The 20,800-nt window shown below is 59.1% G+C and carries 12 protein-coding genes and 1 pseudogene; 6 read left to right on the forward strand and 7 right to left on the reverse strand.

The features are described 5' to 3' along the window. Nucleotides 1-513: 513 nt before the first annotated feature. Nucleotides 514-1,407 carry a pyridoxamine kinase gene (locus tag J3T93_RS02535; protein WP_267430413.1) on the reverse strand — a complete coding sequence of 298 codons (894 nt, stop codon included), beginning with the start codon at nucleotides 1,405-1,407 and terminating at the stop codon, nucleotides 514-516. A gap of 263 nt (nucleotides 1,408-1,670) precedes the next feature. On the opposite strand from J3T93_RS02535, the gene J3T93_RS02540 reads away from it, so the two are divergent. From J3T93_RS02540 to J3T93_RS02565, 6 genes and pseudogenes are all read left to right on the forward strand, one after another. Further along, a complete protein-coding gene (locus J3T93_RS02540) occupies nucleotides 1,671-2,990 on the forward strand; it encodes an O-acetylhomoserine aminocarboxypropyltransferase/cysteine synthase family protein (RefSeq protein ID WP_267430606.1) in 1,320 nt (439 codons plus the stop codon). Nucleotides 2,991-3,185: 195 nt separating this feature from the next. Further along, the gene (locus J3T93_RS02545) at nucleotides 3,186-4,076 is read left to right on the forward strand and encodes an ABC transporter ATP-binding protein (RefSeq protein ID WP_267430414.1); all 891 of its coding nucleotides are present in this window, start codon (nucleotides 3,186-3,188) and stop codon (nucleotides 4,074-4,076) included. A 32-nt stretch (nucleotides 4,077-4,108) separates the two neighbouring features. Continuing rightward, a complete protein-coding gene (locus tag J3T93_RS02550; RefSeq protein ID WP_267430415.1) occupies nucleotides 4,109-6,781 on the forward strand; it encodes an ABC transporter permease in 2,673 nt (890 codons plus the stop codon). Between the two features lie 443 nt (nucleotides 6,782-7,224). Further along, a pseudogene (locus J3T93_RS02555) lies at nucleotides 7,225-8,107 on the forward strand (ABC transporter ATP-binding protein). A gap of 79 nt (nucleotides 8,108-8,186) precedes the next feature. Continuing rightward, on the forward strand, nucleotides 8,187-8,891 hold the full coding sequence (locus tag J3T93_RS02560; protein WP_267430416.1) for an ABC transporter permease: 705 nt from the start codon (nucleotides 8,187-8,189) through the stop codon (nucleotides 8,889-8,891). A 21-nt stretch (nucleotides 8,892-8,912) separates the two neighbouring features. Next, complete coding sequence (locus J3T93_RS02565; RefSeq protein ID WP_267430417.1) at nucleotides 8,913-10,787, forward strand: FtsX-like permease family protein; 1,875 nt, start codon at nucleotides 8,913-8,915, stop codon at nucleotides 10,785-10,787. Nucleotides 10,788-10,806: 19 nt separating this feature from the next. On the opposite strand, the gene J3T93_RS02570 is transcribed toward J3T93_RS02565, so the two are convergent. The 6 genes from J3T93_RS02570 to J3T93_RS09955 form a co-directional block, all read right to left on the reverse strand. Beyond that, nucleotides 10,807-11,496 (reverse strand): response regulator, encoded by a 690-nt coding sequence (locus J3T93_RS02570; protein WP_267430418.1) that lies wholly within the window; start codon nucleotides 11,494-11,496, stop codon nucleotides 10,807-10,809. Nucleotides 11,497-11,844: 348 nt separating this feature from the next. After that, the gene (locus J3T93_RS02575) at nucleotides 11,845-14,250 is read right to left on the reverse strand and encodes a sensor histidine kinase (RefSeq protein ID WP_267430419.1); all 2,406 of its coding nucleotides are present in this window, start codon (nucleotides 14,248-14,250) and stop codon (nucleotides 11,845-11,847) included. A 976-nt stretch (nucleotides 14,251-15,226) separates the two neighbouring features. Further along, entirely contained in the window at nucleotides 15,227-16,210 is a 984-nt protein-coding gene (locus J3T93_RS02580) for a ribokinase (protein ID WP_416378813.1), read from the reverse strand. Nucleotides 16,211-16,264: 54 nt separating this feature from the next. Beyond that, a complete protein-coding gene (locus J3T93_RS02585) occupies nucleotides 16,265-17,302 on the reverse strand; it encodes a LacI family DNA-binding transcriptional regulator (protein WP_267430420.1) in 1,038 nt (345 codons plus the stop codon). 474 nt (nucleotides 17,303-17,776) lie between these two features. Further along, a complete protein-coding gene (locus J3T93_RS09950) occupies nucleotides 17,777-19,282 on the reverse strand; it encodes an InlB B-repeat-containing protein (protein WP_324123861.1) in 1,506 nt (501 codons plus the stop codon). 24 nt (nucleotides 19,283-19,306) lie between these two features. Continuing rightward, on the reverse strand, nucleotides 19,307-20,098 hold the full coding sequence (locus tag J3T93_RS09955; RefSeq protein WP_324123862.1) for a hypothetical protein: 792 nt from the start codon (nucleotides 20,096-20,098) through the stop codon (nucleotides 19,307-19,309). Nucleotides 20,099-20,800: the final 702 nt, after the last annotated feature.

The following is a 20,800-nucleotide window of genomic DNA, read 5'->3' on the forward strand; positions in this document are numbered from 1 at the left end:
GTCGAACCAGGCATGTGGTCGAATGAACCAGCGCACGCACGAAAGTGGATGAACGAGTGGATTGACGATACTGATGCTGTAGCTATCGCACTCATCTCTGCATCGGGCAGAGGCGGCAGAGGCAAGAAGGACCGAAACAAAAACCAAGGTATGCAGAAACCAAGCAAAGCGGGACTAAGCCAAGCGGAACTTAGGAAACAGAAACCAGGGAAATAGAAACGAGTGATACCAGGTAAAGCAAATGAACAAGGGGAGCGGGGCAATAGGCAGGCAAAAGAACCAGAAGTAAAGAGACAGCAGAGGCCGGAAGACATCGCCGGCGAATTCGCTGGCAACGCTTTCCGGCCTGCTGTGGTCAACTATCCTTGTGATTGATTAATCACCTTGTCGACCGAGTATTTGTCTGAAAGGAATGAGGCGATTGGGGCGGTTTGGGTTCCATTTGTCCACTCCTGTCTTCCGCTCTTGACAAATGCCCAGACTCTTAGGCGATTTTCACCGGCCTCGAGCTCACTACTCCTGCATCAGAGCAGTCATCTGCCCCAGATCCAGCTCGAAGCTGACCCCGCGCTGCTGATAGTCGGGCTGATTGCGTGTGTGCTGCATGGCCGAGCGGACGAATTCGCCGGCAATTCGGGCTGCATCGGCCAGGCCTCGTCCTGCAAAGAGCGCCCCGCAGAGGCTGGAGGCAAAGGCATCGCCGGTGCCGTGGATCATGAAGGGCAGCTTGTCGTGGACCAGCTCGGTGCGCTCGCTGACCCCGCCATGATCTGCCGAGGCCACGAAGTTGCGCAGCTTGCCGTCCTTCCGATCGATGCCCTTGATGATGACGTTTTTCGCGCCCATGTCCAGCAGGCGGCCCAGACGCTCGTCAACCTGGGTGTGGTCGAGGTCCTGGCCTTCATAGTCGATGCCGGTCAGCAGACTGACCTCGGTCAAGTTGGGCATGAGCAGGTCGGCCCCATCGACCAGATTGGTCACGGCCCGGCACATTTCCTCGGTGTAGGTGGGGTACATGGATCCGCCGTCGCCCATGACCGGGTCGACCAGCCGCAGGGCCTTGGGGTATTCGCGATACATGCGCTGAATAATGTCGACCTGCTCGGCGCTGCCCAGGAACCCGCTGTATATTCCGTCCAGTTCGACGCCCTCCTTCTGCCAGGCATCCAAGTATCCCGGCAGCATCTCGGTGGTGTCATGGAAGGTGTAGTCCTTGAACATGGTGTGCGCGCTGAACAGGGCGGTGGGCACCGGGCAAACGTCGCATCCGGCTGCCGAAAGGATGGGGATGGCGGCCGTCAGCGAGCACTTACCATACCCGCACATGTCATGCACAGCGGCGACTCGGGGGATGTACTTGCTGTCGCGCTGGTAGAGTCTGTTCTGATCGTCCGTCTGTCCGGCCATCTTTGAACTCCTTCATGCCTGCTGAGGCTGTTCGCAGCGGAGTCTTCTCCGTCGCTTACTCGACTCTACAGCGGAGGGGTTAAACGGGCACCGCCGCGTGTGCAATAGCGAGATAAAAAAGGCCAGTTTTCAACCTTTTGGAAGCTGTTATAAAAAAGGACGATACCGAAAAGTCTCTTCTGGCTTGAACAGGTGGGCTTGTGCCGCTTATGGTCACATTCAAGAACATGGACGACGCACGTCACCAACAGATAGGAATCGACATGACCGACCAGAACCCGCACAAGTACCATTTCGAGACGCTTCAGCTCCACGTGGGCCAGGAACAAGCCGACCCAGCCACTGATTCCCGGGCCGTGCCCATCTACGCCACCACCAGCTACGTCTTCCACGACTTCGATCACGCCGAGGCCCGGTTCGCGCTGAAGGATCCGGGCAACATTTATGGCCGTCTGACCAACTCTACCCAGGGGGTTTTCGAGGACAGGATCGCCGCCCTGGAGAACGGCACCGCCGGTTTGGCTGTGGCTTCGGGAGCGGCAGCGGTGGAGTATGCCTTCCGGAACATCACCCAGACCGGGGACCATATCGTGTCCTCCAAGAACATCTACGGCGGAACCTTCAACCTCCTCAAGCACACTCTGCCCCGTGATGGTGTCGAGACCACCTTCGTGGATCCTTCGGACCCGTCCAACTTCGAGTCGGCCATCCAGGACAACACCAAGCTGGTCTTCTTCGAGACCTTCGGCAACCCTAACGCCGACCTGCCCGACTTCGAGGCCATCTCCAAGATCGCCCATGACCACAACCTGCCGGTGATCGTCGACAACACTTTCGCTACTCCTTACCTGTTCCGTCCACTGGAGCACGGTGCGGATGTCGTCGTGGAATCGGCCACCAAGTTCATCGGCGGCCATGGCACCACTCTGGGCGGGGTCGTCGTTGAAGGCGGCAAGTTCGACTGGTCGGCAGTGCCCGGGAAGTTCCCCACCTTGACCGAGCCTGACCCCAGCTATCACGGGCTGCGCTTCTACCAGGATCTGGGCGCTGCGGCTTTCGTCACCCGCATTCGCGCCATCCTCCTGCGCGACACCGGCGCCGTCATCTCGCCCTTTGCAGCCTTCCTCCTCCTGCAGGGGACCGAGACACTCTCGCTGAGGGTTGAGCGTCACGTTGAGAACGCCCTGAAGGTAGTGGATTACCTGCAGACCGTGCCAGAGGTGGAGTCGGTCAGCCATCCGGCCATCGAGGGGCGCCCCGACCACGAGCTCTACAAGCGCTACTTCCCCAACGGCGCTGGTTCCATCTTCACCTTCGATCTGAAGGGCGGCAAGGATGCGGCCAGGGTCTTCATCAACAACCTGCATCTCTTCTCCCTCCTGGCCAACGTGGCTGATGTGAAGTCGCTGGCCATCCATCCGGCATCGACCACCCACTCCCAGGAGACGCCGGAGGAGCTGGAGGATCAGGCTATCCATCCCGGTACCATCAGGCTCTCCATCGGCACGGAGAACATCGAGGACATTCTGGATGACCTCAAGGCTGCCTTCCAGGCATTGAAGGAGTCCGGTCTGGCCAAGTAACCGGCAATTACACTTCCTTCTTGGTGCCATATCTGCGCGATATATGACCGAGAAGGCACAGAAGCAGAAGGTGCCTGTCGAAACCTCATTACGTTTCGATGGGCACCTTTGTATATGCCCTCTCATCCCCTCGCTCCAGTGGCAGAGAGCACCTGACCAGTCAGGCGGAAACGTTCTGGTGGGTATGATGGGAGTATGAAACATGGAGCAAAGACGAGGGCGTCTTCCGATCCGTCGTCCGGTGCGGGGAAACCGAGGCAAATCGCCCAGGTGGCCATCAAGGCCAAAGGACTGACCAAGGACTATGGGAGTGGGGAGAACCTGGTCCATGCCCTCCGGGGTGTGGATGTCGAATTCGAACGGGGCAGGTTCACGGTCATCATGGGTCCCTCCGGGTCGGGCAAGTCCACCCTCATGCACACCTTGGCGGGCTTGGACACCGTTACCTCCGGACATGTCTACCTGAACGGGACCGATGCCGTCGGCGTGAAGGGCAGGCGGGCCCGTCGTCAAGGAGGGCGGAGGGGCGTGGTCGATCTGACCAAGCTCAACGACAATCAGCTGACCCTCTTGAGGCGCCAGAGTCTGGGCTTCATTTTCCAGAGTTTTAACCTCCTGCCCATGTTTACGGCCAAGCAGAATATCCTCATGCCTCTGATCCTGGATGGAGCCAAGCCAGACACAGCCTGGTTGGACATTCTGGCCAAGACCCTGGGTCTGGAAGAGAGGCTGAGTCACCGGCCCAGCGAGCTTTCTGGTGGTCAACAGCAACGTGTGGCTATCGCCAGGGCCCTCATCACCAAGCCTTCCATTGTCTTTGCAGACGAACCCACCGGAAACCTGGACACGGCCTCTTCGACCGAAGTGCTCAGCTTCTTGCGGGATTCGGTCCGCGAGCTGGGGCAAACCATCATCATGGTCACGCATGATGTCTTTGCGGCCTCCTTTGCCGACCGGGCTTTGGTATTTGCGGATGGGCGAATCGTGGCAGACCAGGACAGACCCACTGTGGATTCCATGAACGCCTTGCTCTCCGAGGAAGTCATGGACTCCACAGCTACAGCTGACTCGGCTGCTCATCGCTGAGGGGAATGCTCATGTGGTTCGTTGCTAGGAAAATGATGCGGCATGACCTGGGCATGATGGTTCCCGCCGGCATCGCCATTGTCGTCGGAACACTGTTCATCGCCATGACCTTCCTCTTCGGCAACACCATGGACGTTTCCATGCGGCGGATGGTCTCATCCGATGCCGCCCAGGCCAACTACGCCATCATCCCTGCGGAGGGCAACCATTCAGAGCAGAAAAGGGTGAAGGACTTCAAAACCGAGGAGCTGGCAAAAGTCCCAGGTGTTCACGCAGTCAGATCAGACACCCAGCTCATGGTGGATGTCCGCGTCGGCAAGATCAAGAGCGAGAGCGTGATTGCCATTCCTATGGCGGATTCATCGCTGATGCCGATCGGTCTGGCCAAGGGATCCTGGCCTAGCTCTGATGACCAGGTGGTTCTACCCGGGCCGACTGTGTCCAGGCTCAAGCTTTCCCTCGGTGACAAGGTGGATCTGAACCTGTCGCCTAACATGCTGTATATTTCCGAGGACCTTGGGCCGAAAGGGCAAGCCAGCGCTGACCAGGTTGCGGGTAGGTTCATATCGAAGCCGCTGACCTTGTCGGGTGTCAGTTCGAACCAGGGCAACGAGGGCGACAGGTTTGGCGAATCGGGCGGCGCAATCGTACTGACCCCCAAGACCATAGATGCCTTGATGGCTACAGCAGGTCTTGGCAACATGGGTAACCTGTATGCTCAGAACGTTTACCTGAATGTTGGCGGGCAGGGCAGCGACCTCGATGGGAGTCTGGCCTCTCTGCGCAAGCTCATGCCTTCCGGCTATTCCCTTGAGGACCGTCACACTATGGAGGACCGACTGGTCAAGACCGCACTCGGCGGTTCCCAAAACCCCGTGACCACCTTCCTTCTGGTCTTTGGCACGCTGGCCATGTTTGTGGCTGCCACCGTCATAGCTAACACCTTCCAGGTTATGGTGGCTCGGCAACGTCGCTACCTGGCCCTCCTGAGGACAATAGGCGCCGATAAGGGGCAGGTCAGGGCCAGCGTCCTGTTACGCTCCGTCATCCTGGGCGCTGTGGCCTCCCTGATCGGGGTCGTCGCCGCCATCGGCATCATGGCCGTTCTGGGTGTAGCCAAGGCTCATACGAGTTCCCTCTACTTCCAATTGAAGCTGACTCCGGCAGTCATCCTGGTGCCTCTCGTTTTCGGCATCGTCGTTACGGTCTTGGCCTCCCTGGGATCTTCATGGGCCGCCACCAGGGTCAGTCCTTTGGAGGCGCTGAGGCCTGCCGATCTTCTGCAGAACAAGCGGACGAGCAGAATACGACTGTTTGTCAGCGTGGTCATGATTCTGCTGGGCATCACCATGACGGTCTGGTCTCTCTGGCAGGTCAGGCTCAATGTCACGGCAGACAAGGCCAGCAAGGCATCCGGAGACGGGCCGAATATCGTCGCTGCCATGGCTGTCATCGGCATTGTCCTTGCCTTCCTAGGTATCCTTTTCAGCGCCAATCGTTGGATTCCTTTCATGCTCAAGGGAGTCGGGTCCCTGGTTTCGCGGATTGGGCCCTCGTCCACAATCGCCGTGGCTAACATTGCACGGAATCATTCCCGTGTGGCGGCAACAGGTACCGCCCTCCTGATCGGCGTAACGCTGGTCGCCACCTTGACCACAGGCGCCGCCAGTGCCAAGCAGACCATGGCCGACATGATGGATGAGCACTACTCGGTCGATCTGCAGATCAGCGCCGATGGCCTGGATGCCAAGGCTCTGAACGCCATTCGACGGATCGACGGGGTCGCACAGGCCGAACTGGTGCCCCAGTATGCTGCCATGGTCAAATCAGGCGGCGAGAACGGTGCAGGAATGACTATTTTCGCCCTGGATGCACACAAGATCGATCGCCTCCTGAATGCCAAGGTCGGCAAGGATCTTTCCGGACAAGATGCCCTTCTGCTTCCAAAAAGCCTCATGGATAAACAGAAGGATTTTCATGACGGCGGAAATCTGGGACTCAATGTACTCAACCCAATTCAAGGCGACGCTCAAGGCGGATCCGCATCGGTGGCTCAAAGACTCTTCGTGACCAGTGTCTACGCGCCCTTCCAGGGGATTGATGCCAGCGATTTATATGGCCTGACCGACTCCTCCTCGCTCAATGGCGTTCAGCCTCAGACCGTGCAGATCTGGGCCAAGGTCCATGGCTCGCCAACAGTCTCGGCGTTCATAGACAAGGTGAAGAGTGCACTTTCTGGGTATTCGGCTGTTTCCGTGAAGGGCGGGCTGGCTGAGAAGCAACAGTGGGACCGGACCATCGACAACCTGCTCATGATTATCCTCGCCCTGCTGGCGGTGGCAGTTGCCATCGCCTTGATCGGCGTGGCCAACACGCTTTCCCTTTCGGTGCTGGAACGTCGGCGTGAGTCCGCCACCCTGCGGGCCATCGGGATGACCCGCAAGCAGATCAGTCGGTCCTTGGCTGTGGAGTCAGGGCTGATAGCCCTGGGGTCGTCCTTGTCTGGCATGGTCCTGGGCCTGCTCTTCGGCTGGGCTGCAGCCTATGAGATCTTCTCCTCTCTGGGGACTGTGGCTTTCCCCATTCCCTGGTCCACTGGACTGGTGATTCTGGTGGTGGCACTCGTAGCGGCGATCCTGGCAAGCGTCCTGCCAGCTAGACGCGTCAACCGGACTCCACCGGTTGTGGCTCTTGCTGAGGAATGACGGCAAGCAACCAGCGCGCATCATAAGCACCAGCCTTTATCCCAGCGCGCCTTGGTCGGCGTCGGGAATGATTGATTTGTCTCCCCAGATGCCGTCTTTACTGATGCTGCTTGGAAGGGAGCCGGCTTGAGCGAAGGGACCTTGATATTCCCGGAGTCAATCAAGGAGATCGAGGTAACTGTTGCAATCCATTGATCCGATGGTTGCATGTCTTGAGGCTCACGTCTTTTGCGCTGAACATGATGTTCTTCATCTCCCAGATGTCCATCCCCGCCGCTCCGCGTTTATTTGGATGGTGCCAGCCTAACAGGAAGAGTTTTTCAGCGCACTCATCCGTAAGAATGATTATTTTCATCCTTCCTAGGGACCATATCGCGGCAGCTGATAGCCGCATAGGGTCGGAAGCTAACGGGAGAAAGGCTTCCTGGCGGATAAGGAGCACCATGCAGAACAAAGCGGATACTTCACCTTCACAAGGGTTAATCGACAGTGCAGGCCCAGGCGTCGCGGGACCGCCGGCCGTCAGCGCCAGGCAGCTGACCAAGGATTATGGGCAAGGCTCGAATGCTGTCCATGCCCTGCGCGGAATTGACGTGAATTTTGAACGTGGCCGGTTCACGGCCATCATGGGGCCTTCAGGTTCGGGCAAGTCAACGCTCATGCACGTTCTGGCCGGTCTGGGTACTGTCACCTCTGGCCATGTCTATATGGCCGCTGATCTTCTGCAGCCGAAGAGCAGACATCGTCATCATTCATCGATCGATCAGGCTGGCCGAGTCGACCTGACACGAGTGGACGACCGTCAGCTGACCCTGATCAGGCGACGACATCTGGGATTCATCTTCCAGAGCTTCAACCTGCTGCCTATGTTCACGGCCAAACAGAACATCCTCATGCCGCTGGTACTGGATGGCGTTCGGCCCGACAACTCGTGGATGGAGCAGCTGGTAGATACTCTGGGTTTGTCGGAGAGGCTGGACCATCTTCCCGGGGAATTATCCGGGGGGCAGCAGCAGCGGGTCGCCATCGCCAGAGCGCTGATAACCAAACCCGGTCTGGTCTTCGCGGACGAACCGACGGGGAACCTGGACCTGGCCGCCAGCACTGGTGTTCTGAAGTTCCTGCGCGATTCCGTACGCGAGCTGAACCAGACCGTCATCAGTCACCCATGATGCCTATGCCGCATCCTATGCCGACCGTGCGCTGGTCTTTGCCGACGGACAGATCGTTGCGGACCGACAGGATCCGACGGTGAAAGCCATGAACGATCTTCTGGCTGAACAAGTTTCGGCTGGCGCTGCTGACTATTCCCGGGTACAGGACTAGGGGGTGCATTGTGTGGCGTATAACCCGTACGATGATGAAGCGCGATGCACGAATGATGATGCCGGCTGGTCTGGCCATCGTGATCGGCACCCTCTTTATGTGCCTGACACTTCTTTTTGGCAACGTGGCGAATGCCTCCATGCGTCGCGAGATCAGCATGGATGCCGGCCAAGCCAACTATGCTGTGACAGCCAGAAGGGATCAGGACAAGCCAATTCTGTTCGACGAGTTCGATAGCAGGGGGTTGTCGAAACTGCAGGGGGTTCGTGGTCTGCGCCCCGATGTCAACCTCATGGTGGATACGGAAGCAAACGGTCGGTCCAGCAAGGGGATTCTGGCCATTATGGGTGCCAGGCAGGAGCTCATGCCTATCGATTTGGATCGGGGACAATGGCCGGATTCAGACGATCAGGTGGTACTGCCGCGTTCCGTCGCTGACAGGCTACAGGCCAGCCTTGGTGATAAAGTGCGCCTCCATCTATCCCCGTTGATGCTCCCAGAAAGTGACAGTGCTCAGGATTCTTCAAATAAAGAACGCCTTGTTGACCAAGGTTCTGTGAACTTGACCATCTCAGGTATCAGCAAGAGCCGTGGTGGACAGTACGACGACTTCGGCGGAGCTGTGGTGCTGACGGGTTCTCGGATTGGTCGTCTGCTGACTAAGGTGGGAATGGTTGGACCGGAGTCCCCTCCTTTGGAAAACATCTATCTGTTGGTTAATGGCCAAGGCAAGGAACTTCAGAACACTCTGCATGACATCAGTCGATACGTTCCTGACGGATAACGGTTGGAGGGCCGTCGCGCCATGGAGGACAGGCTGCTCAGTGACCAGACTGGCAATGGTGTGAACATCATGACTGTCTTCCTCATGACTTTCGGTGTGCTGGCCATGGTGGTGGCTGCCTTGGTGATTGCCAACACCTTCCAGATCATGGTGGCCAGACAGCGCAGGTATCTGGCCCTGCTGAGGGTTATTGGTGCGGATCGACGGCAAATCAGGTTAGGCGTGCTGCAGCAGGCACTGCTTCTTGGTGTCATATCGTCCTTGATTGGCATCCTGCTGGCCATGGGCTTGATGGGTCTTGCCGGTTGCCTTGGTTTGCATTCGGGCACCATGGAGCTTGCACTTCTGCTTACTCCTGCTGCCCTTTTGGTTCCATTTGCGCTTGGCGTTCTGGCAACCTTGGTGGCTGCCTTTGGGTCTACGCGTACGGCTATCAAAGTCAGACCGCTTGAAGCCCTGCAGCCACTGGATTATCAGGAGCAAGGAAACAGGAAACGGACCGGTCTGCTGATCAGCATCCTGTTGGCGGTCATTGGCATAGCGTTCGTGATCTGGTCCTCTTGGCGCGTCAGGGAGCTAGTCAGGACAAACACCGGCGATACAGTCCAGACCAGTAATCAGCAGGAACTCTTGCTGGGTCTCGCAGTATTGGGTGTTTTGCTGATTTTTCTGGGTGCGCTGATCGGTGCGCGTCGATGGATTCCATCTCTTCTGCGTTGCCTGGGTAGACCTGTGTCCCGGATTGGACCATCTTGCAGGGTTGGAGTGGCGAATATCGCTCGAAATCCCTCACGAGTAGCTGCCACAGGTGTTGCTCTGCTGATTGGCGTAACCCTGGTCTCCACTCTAGCTACAGGTGCGGTAACCACTAAACGGACCTTGGCCAAGGATATTGATCAGCGTTATTCCTTGGATATTGAAATATCTGGCCAGGGGCTGAACAAGAATAATGTGCGGGCCATTGAGCGGATCAAAGGTGTTGCTGATGCAGAGCTGGTGCAGAGATTCAATGCCAAGGTCGAGTCGGGAGGTCCCTCACAAGATTCCATGACTGTCTATGCCTTGGATGCTTCACGTATCAGGCGTGTGCTTCATGCCGATCTGGGTCTGGGTATGCAAAGGTCGGATGCACTGCTGGTATCGACCAGAACGATTTCCAAGTATTCCGGTTACCGGAGCGGAAGTCAGTTGAAGTTGTCGATAGCTGATCCTCAGGCGGACGATGAACGTGGAAAAGAGTCAGTTACAAGAAGAACATTGACCGGGGTCTTTGCCGGATTCGGCGGGCTGGATACCAGTGGCGTCTATGCAATCACGGATCCCCAGAATGTCGCTGGGATAAACACCGAGACGCATGAAATCTGGATCAGGACGCAGAGAGATCGTGATGCCGCACTGCTCTTGGATGACATACGTCAGGCTGTCGGAGAGCATGACGACATGGCTATCAGCGGTGGGCTGACGCAAAAGAGACTATGGGGCGAAAGAATCGATTCCTTGCTGGCGATCATGGTGGCATTGCTGGGCGTTGCGGTCATTATCGCCCTCATAGGGGTCTCCAACACTTTGATGATGTCGGTGCTGGAACGCCGTCGTGAGACCGCCACGCTTAGAGCAATCGGCATGAGCAGCGTCCAGGTTCGCCGATCCTTGGGAGTCGAAGCCTGCATGATTGCCCTAGGAGCCAGTCTGGCTGGAATCGTTCTAGGAATGCTATTCGGGTGGATAGGAGCCTATCAGGTCTTTGTTCCCTTAGGATCCGTGACCTTCACCGTGCCATGGTCGGCTTTTGCGCTGGTACTGCCGGTGGCCTTGCTGGCTGCGGTGGCAGCCAGTGTGCTGCCAGCCAGGGAGGCAGTTAAGGTTTCACCCATTGAGGCGCTCAGTGATGATTGATACTGCTTGATGGCCGTGTTCATACCAGATGGTTTTCGTAAGGGAAGACCACTGCTTGGACACGGTCGCGGGCATTGTTTTTCTGGAGAATGTGAGTGACATGGGTTTTCACCGTGGGCAGTGAGATCCCCAGATTGTCGGCAATCTCCTGGTTGCTCAGGCCTTGGGCTATGAGAGCCAGGACCTGCAACTCGCGATCAGTGAGCAGGTCCGCTTCGGGATCGCGATAGGTTGAGCCCGATGGCATGGATTTGGTCTCAGGCTTGTCATGAGCCATATGCTCGATTAGGCGTTTTGTAGCCGAAGGGGCGATGATCGCATTGCCCTGGTGAACTGTACGGATGGAGGACAAGAGGGTTTCAGGTTCGGTATCCTTGAGCAGAAATCCTGATGCGCCGGCTTTTATGGCAGCCATGACGTATTCTTCAAGATCGAAGGTGGTCAGCACAATGACCCTGGGCTCCGGACGGTCAGGCGACAGAGCAGTGATCCGGCGGGTGGCTGTCAAACCATCCATGCCGGGCATTCGGACATCCATGAGGATCACATCAGGCCGCAGGCGTGAAGCCAGGTCCACCGCTTGATCGCCGTCCGCGCCTTGGCCAACCACGGTCATGTCATCCTGGGAGCCGATGACCATGGCAAAGCCAGCCCGGACCAGATCCTGGTCATCCACGATGGCAACGCTGATGGGTTCGGTCCGTTCCATAACTGCCTGCTTCTTTCCGCTAGATGATGGTCAGCGCCACCATCCGATTTTATCTGAGTCGAGTGTGGCTAGGAATTGCGACTGGTCTCAATTTGTAGCCAAGGTAATCGCTGTCTGACTGAGTGTTGTCTAAGCAATGGCTGTCTGAGTGATTGTTACCGAAATAACTGTTGACGGAGCCACTACCAAATGGTGAAGTGATCCGCTTCTGTCGTTGATTCCTGGGCTGGGCTGATCTTCCGGTCCGTGATTCATAGAATGCTCGATTCTTCTGCTGGGCTCATTGCCTGCTGTGTTCATTTCCTGTGTATCCATTTCCTGTGTGCTCGCCATAGGAGGTGCACATCATCAAGAACGCTCATGTCTGCAGTCCGGTTGGTCCGATTGGACGCGCTTTGATTCCTTATCCTGTTGCGAATGTTGCGGAGGGTTGTCAAGCCGATCGTCAAGATCTACTGGCAAGGGTTTGGCTGGGTGAAGAGCCGGCAATGGTGCGGTCTTGTGGGTGGGATCGACCATATGGTTCCTGTCTGAATTGGTGCTCACGTCTGACACGTCGGTGGTGTCATTGTCTGAACGCAAATCAGTACTGGAACTGTGACGCAGGACAGTGAGCAGTTGTCGCATGCGAGCCAGGGCCTGGCGTCCTTGGGTTGCAATGTCGCCGAAGGCTTGCGCTACCTGTTCTGGGTGAGGGTCCACCTCCTTGGCTCGATAATCGTTCAACTCGGCGATGGCCTTGCCGGTGGATGCAATGACTGTATTCAGTGTGGCGGCCACCTCTACCTGCATGGTGGCGCCGATAAGTTCACGCTCTTGATTGGCTGCCAGAGCCTGGCTTTCCTGCAAGGTCTGGTTTAGCGCGCGCTCGCGCTCCTGCTGGAGAAGCAGAACCGAACCACGAGTGCGTCGGCGTGAGGCAATCAGAATGGTCAGCAGACAGATCAAGGCCGGCGCGGCCATCACTATGAAAAGCGCTAAATGGGATGCAGAAAAAGAGGCTTCTGCTGGTCCTTTTGTTATGTAGGACAAAATGGTGGGACACCCTTGGTTATTGACTGCACATCTGACAGTCCACAAAACCATATCTGTGATGACCGCGAACGGAACCCAGCGCCTGGTGGTGTCTTTACCGTAAACCATTGCTGAATAGACGGCGATTGGGGATAAGGCTGCAGCTTCTGGTAGCCAGGGCGAGAAAAGGAGCAGCAGGGCGGCAACTGCAGCTACTATGGCGGCGCAAATGCCGGGACGGACCCTGCGCACAATCAGGGGCAAAGCGATAGCTAGTGTGGCAATGATTCTTGCTGGCCGGCCTGGATCATATTGGGGAGTGACAGGTGCTATGGCAAGAGCTTGACCTGGATTTTCTACCAATACGATTCCGATTACCAGACCCAGGTCTGCCGTCAACGGATGGCGTTGGAACCAAACGAAGAGCGTGGAGACAATCGAACGCAAGGACCATTGCGTTTGTCGGTTGACGTGTATTCCTGCTTCAGGGTCGGGTTTTGGCGGAGCAGCAAAAGGAATCCGCGCCTGGAGGTGGTAACCGCCTTCTGGCTTGGGACCAGCTTGAAGGCTGCCACCCAGGGAAGTCAGTCGTTCGCGCATTCCCAAAAGGCCGAAATCTGAATGCTCAGGTCGATCCATCTGCGGCGGAGAATCTGAATTGGTAGTGGCATGGTCGAGCGGGTGGTCGTCAATGGTGAGGCACAGACCGTCTGTGAGCCACTGTTCTTCAATCAGCACATCCGAAGCCGGAGCGGCATGCTTGCGAACGTTGGTCAAGGCTTCTTGGAGGACCCGATAAGCAGTCATGGCGCGGCTGCGATCCAACTTTTCTGGGTGGGGTCGGCCTTCGAGGCGTCGGTTGAATTGAGATTCTGGCTGAGCAAGTTGGGCGGCATCTATCAAGTTTGTCCATGATTCGTAGCTGGTCGGCGGATTGCTTGAAGAGGTGGCATCTGAGGACCAAATACACGCATTGTCGGCCGTATCAACGTTAGCCTTGGCAGTGTTAGCAGCTGGAGTCTCTTTGCCTGTGTGAAGATAGTCGCTGGCTTGGCTTGGCTGAGTGCGATCCGTTCCGGGTGGATTCGGATCATGAGCGTTCGCGGATTGACGAGGGGAATTCGTTTGGGTGGTTGTTTGAGATTGGTCAAGGGTATGGATGTCGGCAGGGTCGGTTGGTGGTAGGGAAGACGGGTGTTGACCGGGAGGGGAATCCGCTGTTTTTTGGCTGGTTTCGGCCGCTGGGTTGGTCGGTGATTTGAGTTTGCCGAAGAGAGAGCTCAGCTCGCGTAGGGCGCGACGGCTCTCTTGATCGATGGTGCGCATAGTCTTGAGGGCTAGGCTCGCATCGGCAGTGGCTGCGTATCTGCCGGCATCGGCCTGCACGATGACGATGGACAGTGTGTGGGCGACGACATCATGCATGTCACGAGCTATGCGGGCCCGCTCAGCGCTGGCGGACAGGGCAGCGCTCTGTTCTGCCTGCAGGGCCAGAGCGTGGTTGCGTCGACGAGCCTCGTCAAGGGCATCTCGCCTGGTCCGCGTCCAGTAGGCTGCGACGATGGCTACGAGCAGTAAAAGCCCTTCGATCAGAAAATTCGATAGGAAGGTGGTCGCCAGTTCTCTGAATGAGATCGGCCACATAGAGGTGAGGTTCGGCTGTGCTCTTCCCGGAGGCAGAAACCCCAAATCGACCAATGTGAAGATAAGGCTGGACAAGGGCGTCATGACCCAGGCCAAGGTCAGGTAGAGTCGACGCAAGGATGGGCGTCCGTAGAGCAGACAGGAATAGACCATAACCAGGCAGACTGCATGGGCGGGCATGATGGCTGGTCCCAAGAAAAGCTGAGCCAGAGCCACAGCAACGAAGAGCCAGGCTGCCAGGTCGGGGAATCGACGACGGATAACGGCAGGGGTTATGAGCAGGACCGTCCACATCAGGGTTAGGTTTTCCTGCAAGGGGATCAGGGCTCCATCTTTGAGATTGGCGGTGGAGCCGCTCACTAGAAGCAACAGAAGGATGGCGAAGAGAGCGTCAGTCAGCAGCGTTCGATTGTTGGACCTGGTGATTGGTCGCTGCGCTGTTTGACTGACTGTGTTCATGGAATGAACACTATTCGGGGGCGGAGGGAGGTGCCATCAGTCCGAGGGATGATGTGGTCAAATGTGGGCCCAGGCTGTCTCAAAGTGGATAAGTCGGAGCAGTCGCAATCGGAAGTGGGTGCTGAATGGCGAGTCGGAAGATAGCGAGTCGGAAGATGGCGGCTTTGCAGATGGCGATTGCCGTTATCGGTCTAGCCGCTTTGGCTTTGGGAGGCCTAGTACCGTTCCTTGCCGTGGTGCTGTACATGCATTCTTATGTACACGCATTCTTACATGGAATGGCTTTCTGCATAGCATGCACGGCCGAGACGTATGCGTACCCCAATGCACGTCCCAACCCTTGGAGGGCTTTAACTGGCAATAAGTATGGATTCTGTGCTTGGATTCAACAGGCAGTGAGAGCGGATCGCAGACTTGCGCTCAGTCGGCAATGAGTTTGGGTTCCATATGGATTCCACATTTGTGCTCAACCGGCAATTGGCAACCGGCAACAAGTATGCACCCCATATCCATCCATCCAGCCTGTATTCCACAGATACCAGTCAGGCCGACGAATCGTCGTGCATTCTGCAACGGTTCGTCGGCCTGACAACGCAGGGGAGGGCACCCAATCTCAGGAGAAGCGCAGCCGAATCTGCTCGGCCGTGCCGTAGGAGGCCTGCGCCCCCTGTCCGGTGGCAGCGTAGGCGGAGACGTAGGAGGCCAGCTGGGCGGCCTGCACCAGGGTCATGTCGGAGGCCAGGCCGGCCAGCACGGTGCCCATAAAGGCGTCCCCGCAGCCGGTGGTGTCCACGGCGTCTACATGCACGGCGTGAATCCGGTAGGTCTGGCCCTGGTCCAGCACCATGGATCCCTCGCCGCCCAGGGTGACGATGGCCCGGTGGAAGCCGAAGTCCTGCATGGTCTGGTTGATCCGGTCCCAGTCGGCCCCCAGCCAGTCGCCGTTCTCGGGCTCGTCGATGCCCAGCAGCTGGGCCATCTCATGCTCGTTGACCAGGATCAGGTCCGAGTTGGCGATCAGGTCGGCGGGCAGGTCGGCGCGGAAGGGGGAGTCGTTGAGCAGCACGGTCATGCCTGCCTCGTGGCCCATGCGCGCGACCTCGGTGACCGTCTCGATGGGGCTCTCCAGGCACAGGCCCAGCACCTTGGCCGAGGTCAGGGCCTGGCGGGAGCGGTGGGCGTAGTCCACATCCACCTTGCCGTTGGAGCCGGGGGAGTAGACGATGGTGTTCTCGCCGCGCGCGTCCACGGTGATGACTGTGGTTCCGCTGGCTCCCGGCACGGTCATCACATGGGAGACGTCCACCCCGGCGTTGCCCAGCTGCCCCAGCAGGAAGTCGGCGTTGGAGTCGGATCCCACGGCCCCGAAGAGCCTGACCTGCGCGCCGATGCGGGCCGCGGTCGCCGCCTGGTTGGCCGACTTGCCCCCGGGCAGCACCTGCAGGGGACCCCCGTTGATGGTCTCGCCGGGCTTGGGCAGCCGGTCGGTGTTGACGGTGTAGTCCGCATTCATGGACCCGACCACCGAGATGGATCCCGTGATGGTATCCAGTCCCTTGAGCACCTGGTCGGGTGCCGCCGCCATATCTTGAATCATGTTTCTCCGTTCCTTGATGAGCTTGTCCGCCTTGATGATCACGCTGTGACAGGTTCAGGGATCCTGGCCGGTGTGTGCGGGCGGGCGACCCACCGAGGCGCAGTGGCGGTAGCTGGTCTGCAACCGGACCGACCGCACGGGCGAGCCTGCCATCAGAGCCAGGAGCATGTCCACGCAGCGGGTCCCCATGGTGTCGATCTGCTGGGAGATGGTCGACACGGCCGGGGTCAGGATGCGGAAGACGGGCAGGTCGTCGAAGGTGATCATGGACAGGTCCTCGCCGATGCCGATTCCTTGGGACTGGGCCGTTTTGATGGCGCGTATGGCATCCAGGGAGGATCCGAAGAGCACGCCGGTGATGCCCTGCCGGGCCCAGAGGTCGATCATGTCGGGGTCGAAGGTGCCGGGCTCTACTTGGTCGGACAGGGGGTCGTCCATGCCCTCGATGTCTGCCAGCAGGTCCCGGTAGACGTTCAGGCGTTCGCGGAAGGTGGCCGATTCCTTGAGGGGCCCGGGCACCAGGGTGATGCGTCGGTGGCCTTCGGCGTGCAGATCTTTAAGGGCCTGCCTCAGGCCGGGCTCGGGGTCGGCGTCCACGCAGGGGATGGTCCGTCCGTCGCGTCCGGCGGCACCCTCGGCGGCACGGTCCACGCAGACCAGGGGCAGTCCGCGTCTGGTCAGCTCCTCCAGGGTGTGCGAGGAACGCGGCCCGGGCACGATGATGGCTCCGTCGATGTGTTGGCCCAGTAGGTTGCGCACCTGGGCCCGGTCCTCGCCGGGGTCGCCCTGGGTGGAGGTGCAGATCAGGGTCTGGAAGCCATGGTTGAGCAGCTGGCCCTGGATCAGGTAGGCCAGGTCCGCGAAGTAGGAGTTGCGGATGTCGGGGATGAGCAGGCCGATGGTGCGCGAGTGTGCGGAGTGCATGGATCGGGCCCGGGAGTCCGGCACATAGTGCAGGTCGTGGATGACCTGGTTGATGCGCTGTCGTGTGGCGGGGGAGATGCGCCCGGAGTCGTTGAGGGCTCGGGAGACCGTCGATACGGAGACTCCGGCCCGTTGGGCCACATCCCTGATCGTCGCGTACGCCATCATGGCCTTTCGTCGAAGTGGTCGGCCGCCGGGCCGGACTGCCGACCTCGGCGGTTGCCTGACCGCCGCCATGGGCAGGCGAACGGTTCTGACAGCCTTCAGTTATATCAGTGCGGTAACGATACCGCAACTTTCACAGCATGGCCCGTCGAGGCTTGGCTTTGAGTGAAGGCGAGCGAGGTTGAATGCTCGGGGATGAAGCTGCTGTTTGCGCGATTATGCTGGGATAGGGAGATGGACAGCGGCCGGGCTGGCTGGAGGCTGTTGAGCCTTTTGGCTGGCCTGGCCGTGTTTCCCTCCTCTCCCGGGCGGGGGCGGGGGCGTGCATGCCTGCCCTCGGCTTCCGCCTGCAGAAGTGTGGTGGGGGCGCGGGAGGAGGTGTCGGCTCTCTTGAGGTTTGAGCCTTGATTGGCGTTTCCTCCCTGCTCCCCCTGTATGGGCCGGGGGCGGGGGGATTGATACGCCGCCCGGCCGTTCTTACTCGTGCGAAGTGTGTAGCAGTTGGCGTTGTTCCCTTCTGTGGCGGCGTGAGGCGAGGACCCCGCCCATGCCGGTCATGCCCGTGGCGAGGGCGAGCAGGATGCCTTCCCCGCCTGCCTTGGGGAGCACGCCTGCAGGCAGGTACGTGTACCTGAGGGAGGTGTCGGGCGTTTGGGGTGCGCCGCCCAGCGTGTAGTCCACGCTGACTGTGACCGTGCCCGGCTGGTGTGCGGGCGTTGTCACGCTGACGCTGCTGCCGTCGCCGCGCGTCAAACCTGATACGGGTGTCTGGTCGAATCTGACGCCGGTGATCACCAGCTGCAGGTTGAACGCCACCGGCACAGGAGCCGACTTGGTGTTTGTGGTGCCGTCGCCGAGCTGGCCATTGTCGTTCCATCCCCAGGCGTAGGCGTTCCCGTCGCTGCCCACGGCCAGCGAATGATGGAATCCGCCGCTCACCTGTGTGGCTTTCAGTCCTATGCTCTTGTCGGTGGGGTTGGCGGGGTCGCGCACGCGCGGAGGAACAGGATTCACGTCACCGTACCAGCTGACAGTGTTGTTGCCGAGCGGGCCATCCTGGTTGCATCCCCATGCCCAGGTGTTTCCGTCGCTGCCCACGGCCAGCGAATGATCGTTCCCGGCGCTGACCTGTGTGTAGGTGAGATCCGCGGTCGTGTCTGTAGGCTTCCCTACTTTGACCGGCGTAGTACGGCTGGTGTCTGTCCCGTCGCCGAGCTGGCCATCGCCGTTGTCTCCCCAGGCGTAGGCGTTGCCGTCGCTGCCCAGGGCCAGCGAATGCCGACTTCTGGCGCTGACTTGCACGTAGGTGAAGTCCGCGGGTGTGCCTTCAGGCTTGCTCACCTTGACCGGTGTAGTCCTTTGAGTGGTTGTCCCGTCGCCGAGTTGGCCATACCAGTTGTCTCCCCATGCGTAGGCGTTCTCGTCGCTGCCCACAGCCAAGGAAAAACCATAGGATCTCCTACTGTCGTATGATGATCCGCTGACCTGGCTGAACCTGATGCCTCGGCTGGTGTCTGGCGGGGTGAGGATGGTGGTTTCGTTGCCGAGCCGGCTGCCCTGGTCGGGGTTGATTTTCCATGTATTGTTGGGGTCTTTGAAGGTCCATTTGGCGGTCAGGGTCAGATCCTTGGTGACGGGTTTGCTGAAGTCGTAGGCGACTTCGCCGGTGAACCATCCGTCGAACTGGTAGCCCTCACGCGCAGGGTCGGGGGAGGGCCGCTTCGCCCTGCCGTTCGGGGTCGGGAATTCCTGGTTTGCTGGTTCGGGTTTTCCTCCGTCCGTGTCGAAGTGGACCGTAAACGTGGATTTTTGCTCAGTGCCTCTGGTCAGCGTCTGGTCGACGGTGTAGTTGAGGTTTTTGGTGAAGGGCTGGCCGTCCTGTCTGCCGGCGAGTGTGATGGTGGCTTGTCCCGGCTTGTGGGCGGGTATGTCTGTCTGCCAGGCGTCGTTGTTCTTGGTGAGGTTGAGCGGCTGGCTGTCCATGCCGGCTGATTCCAGTGTGGGTGCCTATGCGGTGTCGGGTCTTGCCGGCTGGCCGCGCTTGCCTTGCCCGTCCAGGCTCCACGTGAGTATGTTGCCCTTCGTGCTGATGGCGGTGATCCTGCTGCCTGTCTTGACGGCTTGCATGTAGTGCTGGTTCCCGTCGTCCGCTCGGGTGAGTGTTTCGCCTGGCTTCCAGGCCCAGAGGTGGCCGTTCGTGTCGGTGATGACGGCCTGTCTGTCGTTGGCGCTGATCGAGTTGGCTTTCATGCGTTCCGGCAGGCTGACCGCTGTGGGGCTGGTCGTGTTGTCGGCCAGGTAATGGATCTGCCTTTCTGCGTCCAGGAGGAGGAACCCCTGGTCGAGGGCCTGGGCCTGGAGAATGCGCATGCCCGGGTCCTGCCTGATGCGTTCGGGTTCGACGTTGCCGGTGTTGCTCGCATGCCAGGTCCAGGCCTGCCCGTCCGCGTCCAGGGTGAGGGTCCGGCTGCTGGTGGCGGCCGAGAGTACTGCCTGAGCCTGACCGGGCAGGTCGACTGTGGCTTGTTCTGTGGGTTTCATGTTCGGACCGTCGGTTTGGCTGGCCTGGTAGGCGTGGACCTGTCCCTGCCGGTCGACGGCCAGCAGCCGGCCGCCGTTGATGCTGATGCTGGTGAACTTGGTGTTCTGGCCGGTATCAAGAATCGTGGGTGTCGCTTGTCCGCGGGTCCAGGTGTATATCTGCTGGTCGGATCCGAGGGCGGCCTGCCATCGGCTGCCGGCTGCAACCTGCAGGTAGCGGAACCCGCCGGGAGCCTGGGCAGGAGTGGGAACCTGCATGGGTGTGTTGTCCTGCGTCCATGTGTAGATGCGGCCGTCGCCGGTCAGGCCTACGATCTCGTTTCCTGCGCTTTGGATGCTGGTGTAGTAGGGTTCCTGCGGGCTGGGTGGGCTGATGGTCAGCCGGGCGCCGGAGGCGGGCCCGTGGTCCGGATTCAGCGTCCAGTCCGTGGTCTTCGACCATTGGGCTGTCAGGGTGGTGTCCTGGAGGATGGGGGTCTGGAAGTCGAAAGGCTGGCCGTCGAGTGTTCACCCGTCGAACCGGAAGCCTTGACGTTGCGGATTGTGTTGCGGGGGAGTGGCGAGGGTGCCGGTTTTCACGGTTGACTGTGTTGGCTTGCTGCCGTCGTCGGGGTCGAAGCGCACCATGTGCGGAGTTTGATCATCACTATCGGATGGCTTGGTTGAAGCGGATCATGTGGTGTCAGGCGTTCCGGTCGGCGATGACGGGGTGTTTGGGCTTGGTGTCGTGGTGCTTAACGGTGAGGAAGGTGTCAGTGGTGATGGTGTGGGTAGTGGCGTGCTGGTTGCGTTGCTGTGGAGAGTGGCGGGAGTTTGCTCAGATACACGAGGGGTCTGAAGCCCCCCTGTGAGGATAGGAGCGTCCGACTGGGCGATGCGATGCCCAGGCCTGCCAGCAGGCCCAGCAGGACGATCATCATCACCATGATGCGACGCAGTTGGGAAACCAGGTGCATGACT

It is taken from the genome of Bifidobacterium sp. B4111, from assembly GCF_026537235.1.
GTDB lineage: Bacteria > Actinomycetota > Actinomycetes > Actinomycetales > Bifidobacteriaceae > Bombiscardovia.

Bases quoted from the DNA above. Each gene is read 5' to 3' on its own strand.
- J3T93_RS02535 (WP_267430413.1), bottom strand. From the start codon at position 1,407: ATGGCCGGACAGACGGACGATCAGAACAGACTCTACCAGCGCGACAGC.
- J3T93_RS02540 (WP_267430606.1), top strand. From the start codon at position 1,671: ATGACCGACCAGAACCCGCACAAGTACCATTTCGAGACGCTTCAGCTC.
- J3T93_RS02545 (WP_267430414.1), top strand. From the start codon at position 3,186: ATGAAACATGGAGCAAAGACGAGGGCGTCTTCCGATCCGTCGTCCGGT.
- J3T93_RS02550 (WP_267430415.1), top strand. From the start codon at position 4,109: ATGATGCGGCATGACCTGGGCATGATGGTTCCCGCCGGCATCGCCATT.
- J3T93_RS02565 (WP_267430417.1), top strand. From the start codon at position 8,913: ATGGAGGACAGGCTGCTCAGTGACCAGACTGGCAATGGTGTGAACATC.
- J3T93_RS02570 (WP_267430418.1), bottom strand. From the start codon at position 11,496: ATGGAACGGACCGAACCCATCAGCGTTGCCATCGTGGATGACCAGGAT.
- J3T93_RS02580 (WP_416378813.1), bottom strand. From the start codon at position 16,210: ATGATTCAAGATATGGCGGCGGCACCCGACCAGGTGCTCAAGGGACTG.
- J3T93_RS02585 (WP_267430420.1), bottom strand. From the start codon at position 17,302: ATGATGGCGTACGCGACGATCAGGGATGTGGCCCAACGGGCCGGAGTC.
- J3T93_RS09950 (WP_324123861.1), bottom strand. From the start codon at position 19,282: ATGGACAGCCAGCCGCTCAACCTCACCAAGAACAACGACGCCTGGCAG.
- J3T93_RS09955 (WP_324123862.1), bottom strand. From the start codon at position 20,098: ATGCAGGTTCCCACTCCTGCCCAGGCTCCCGGCGGGTTCCGCTACCTG.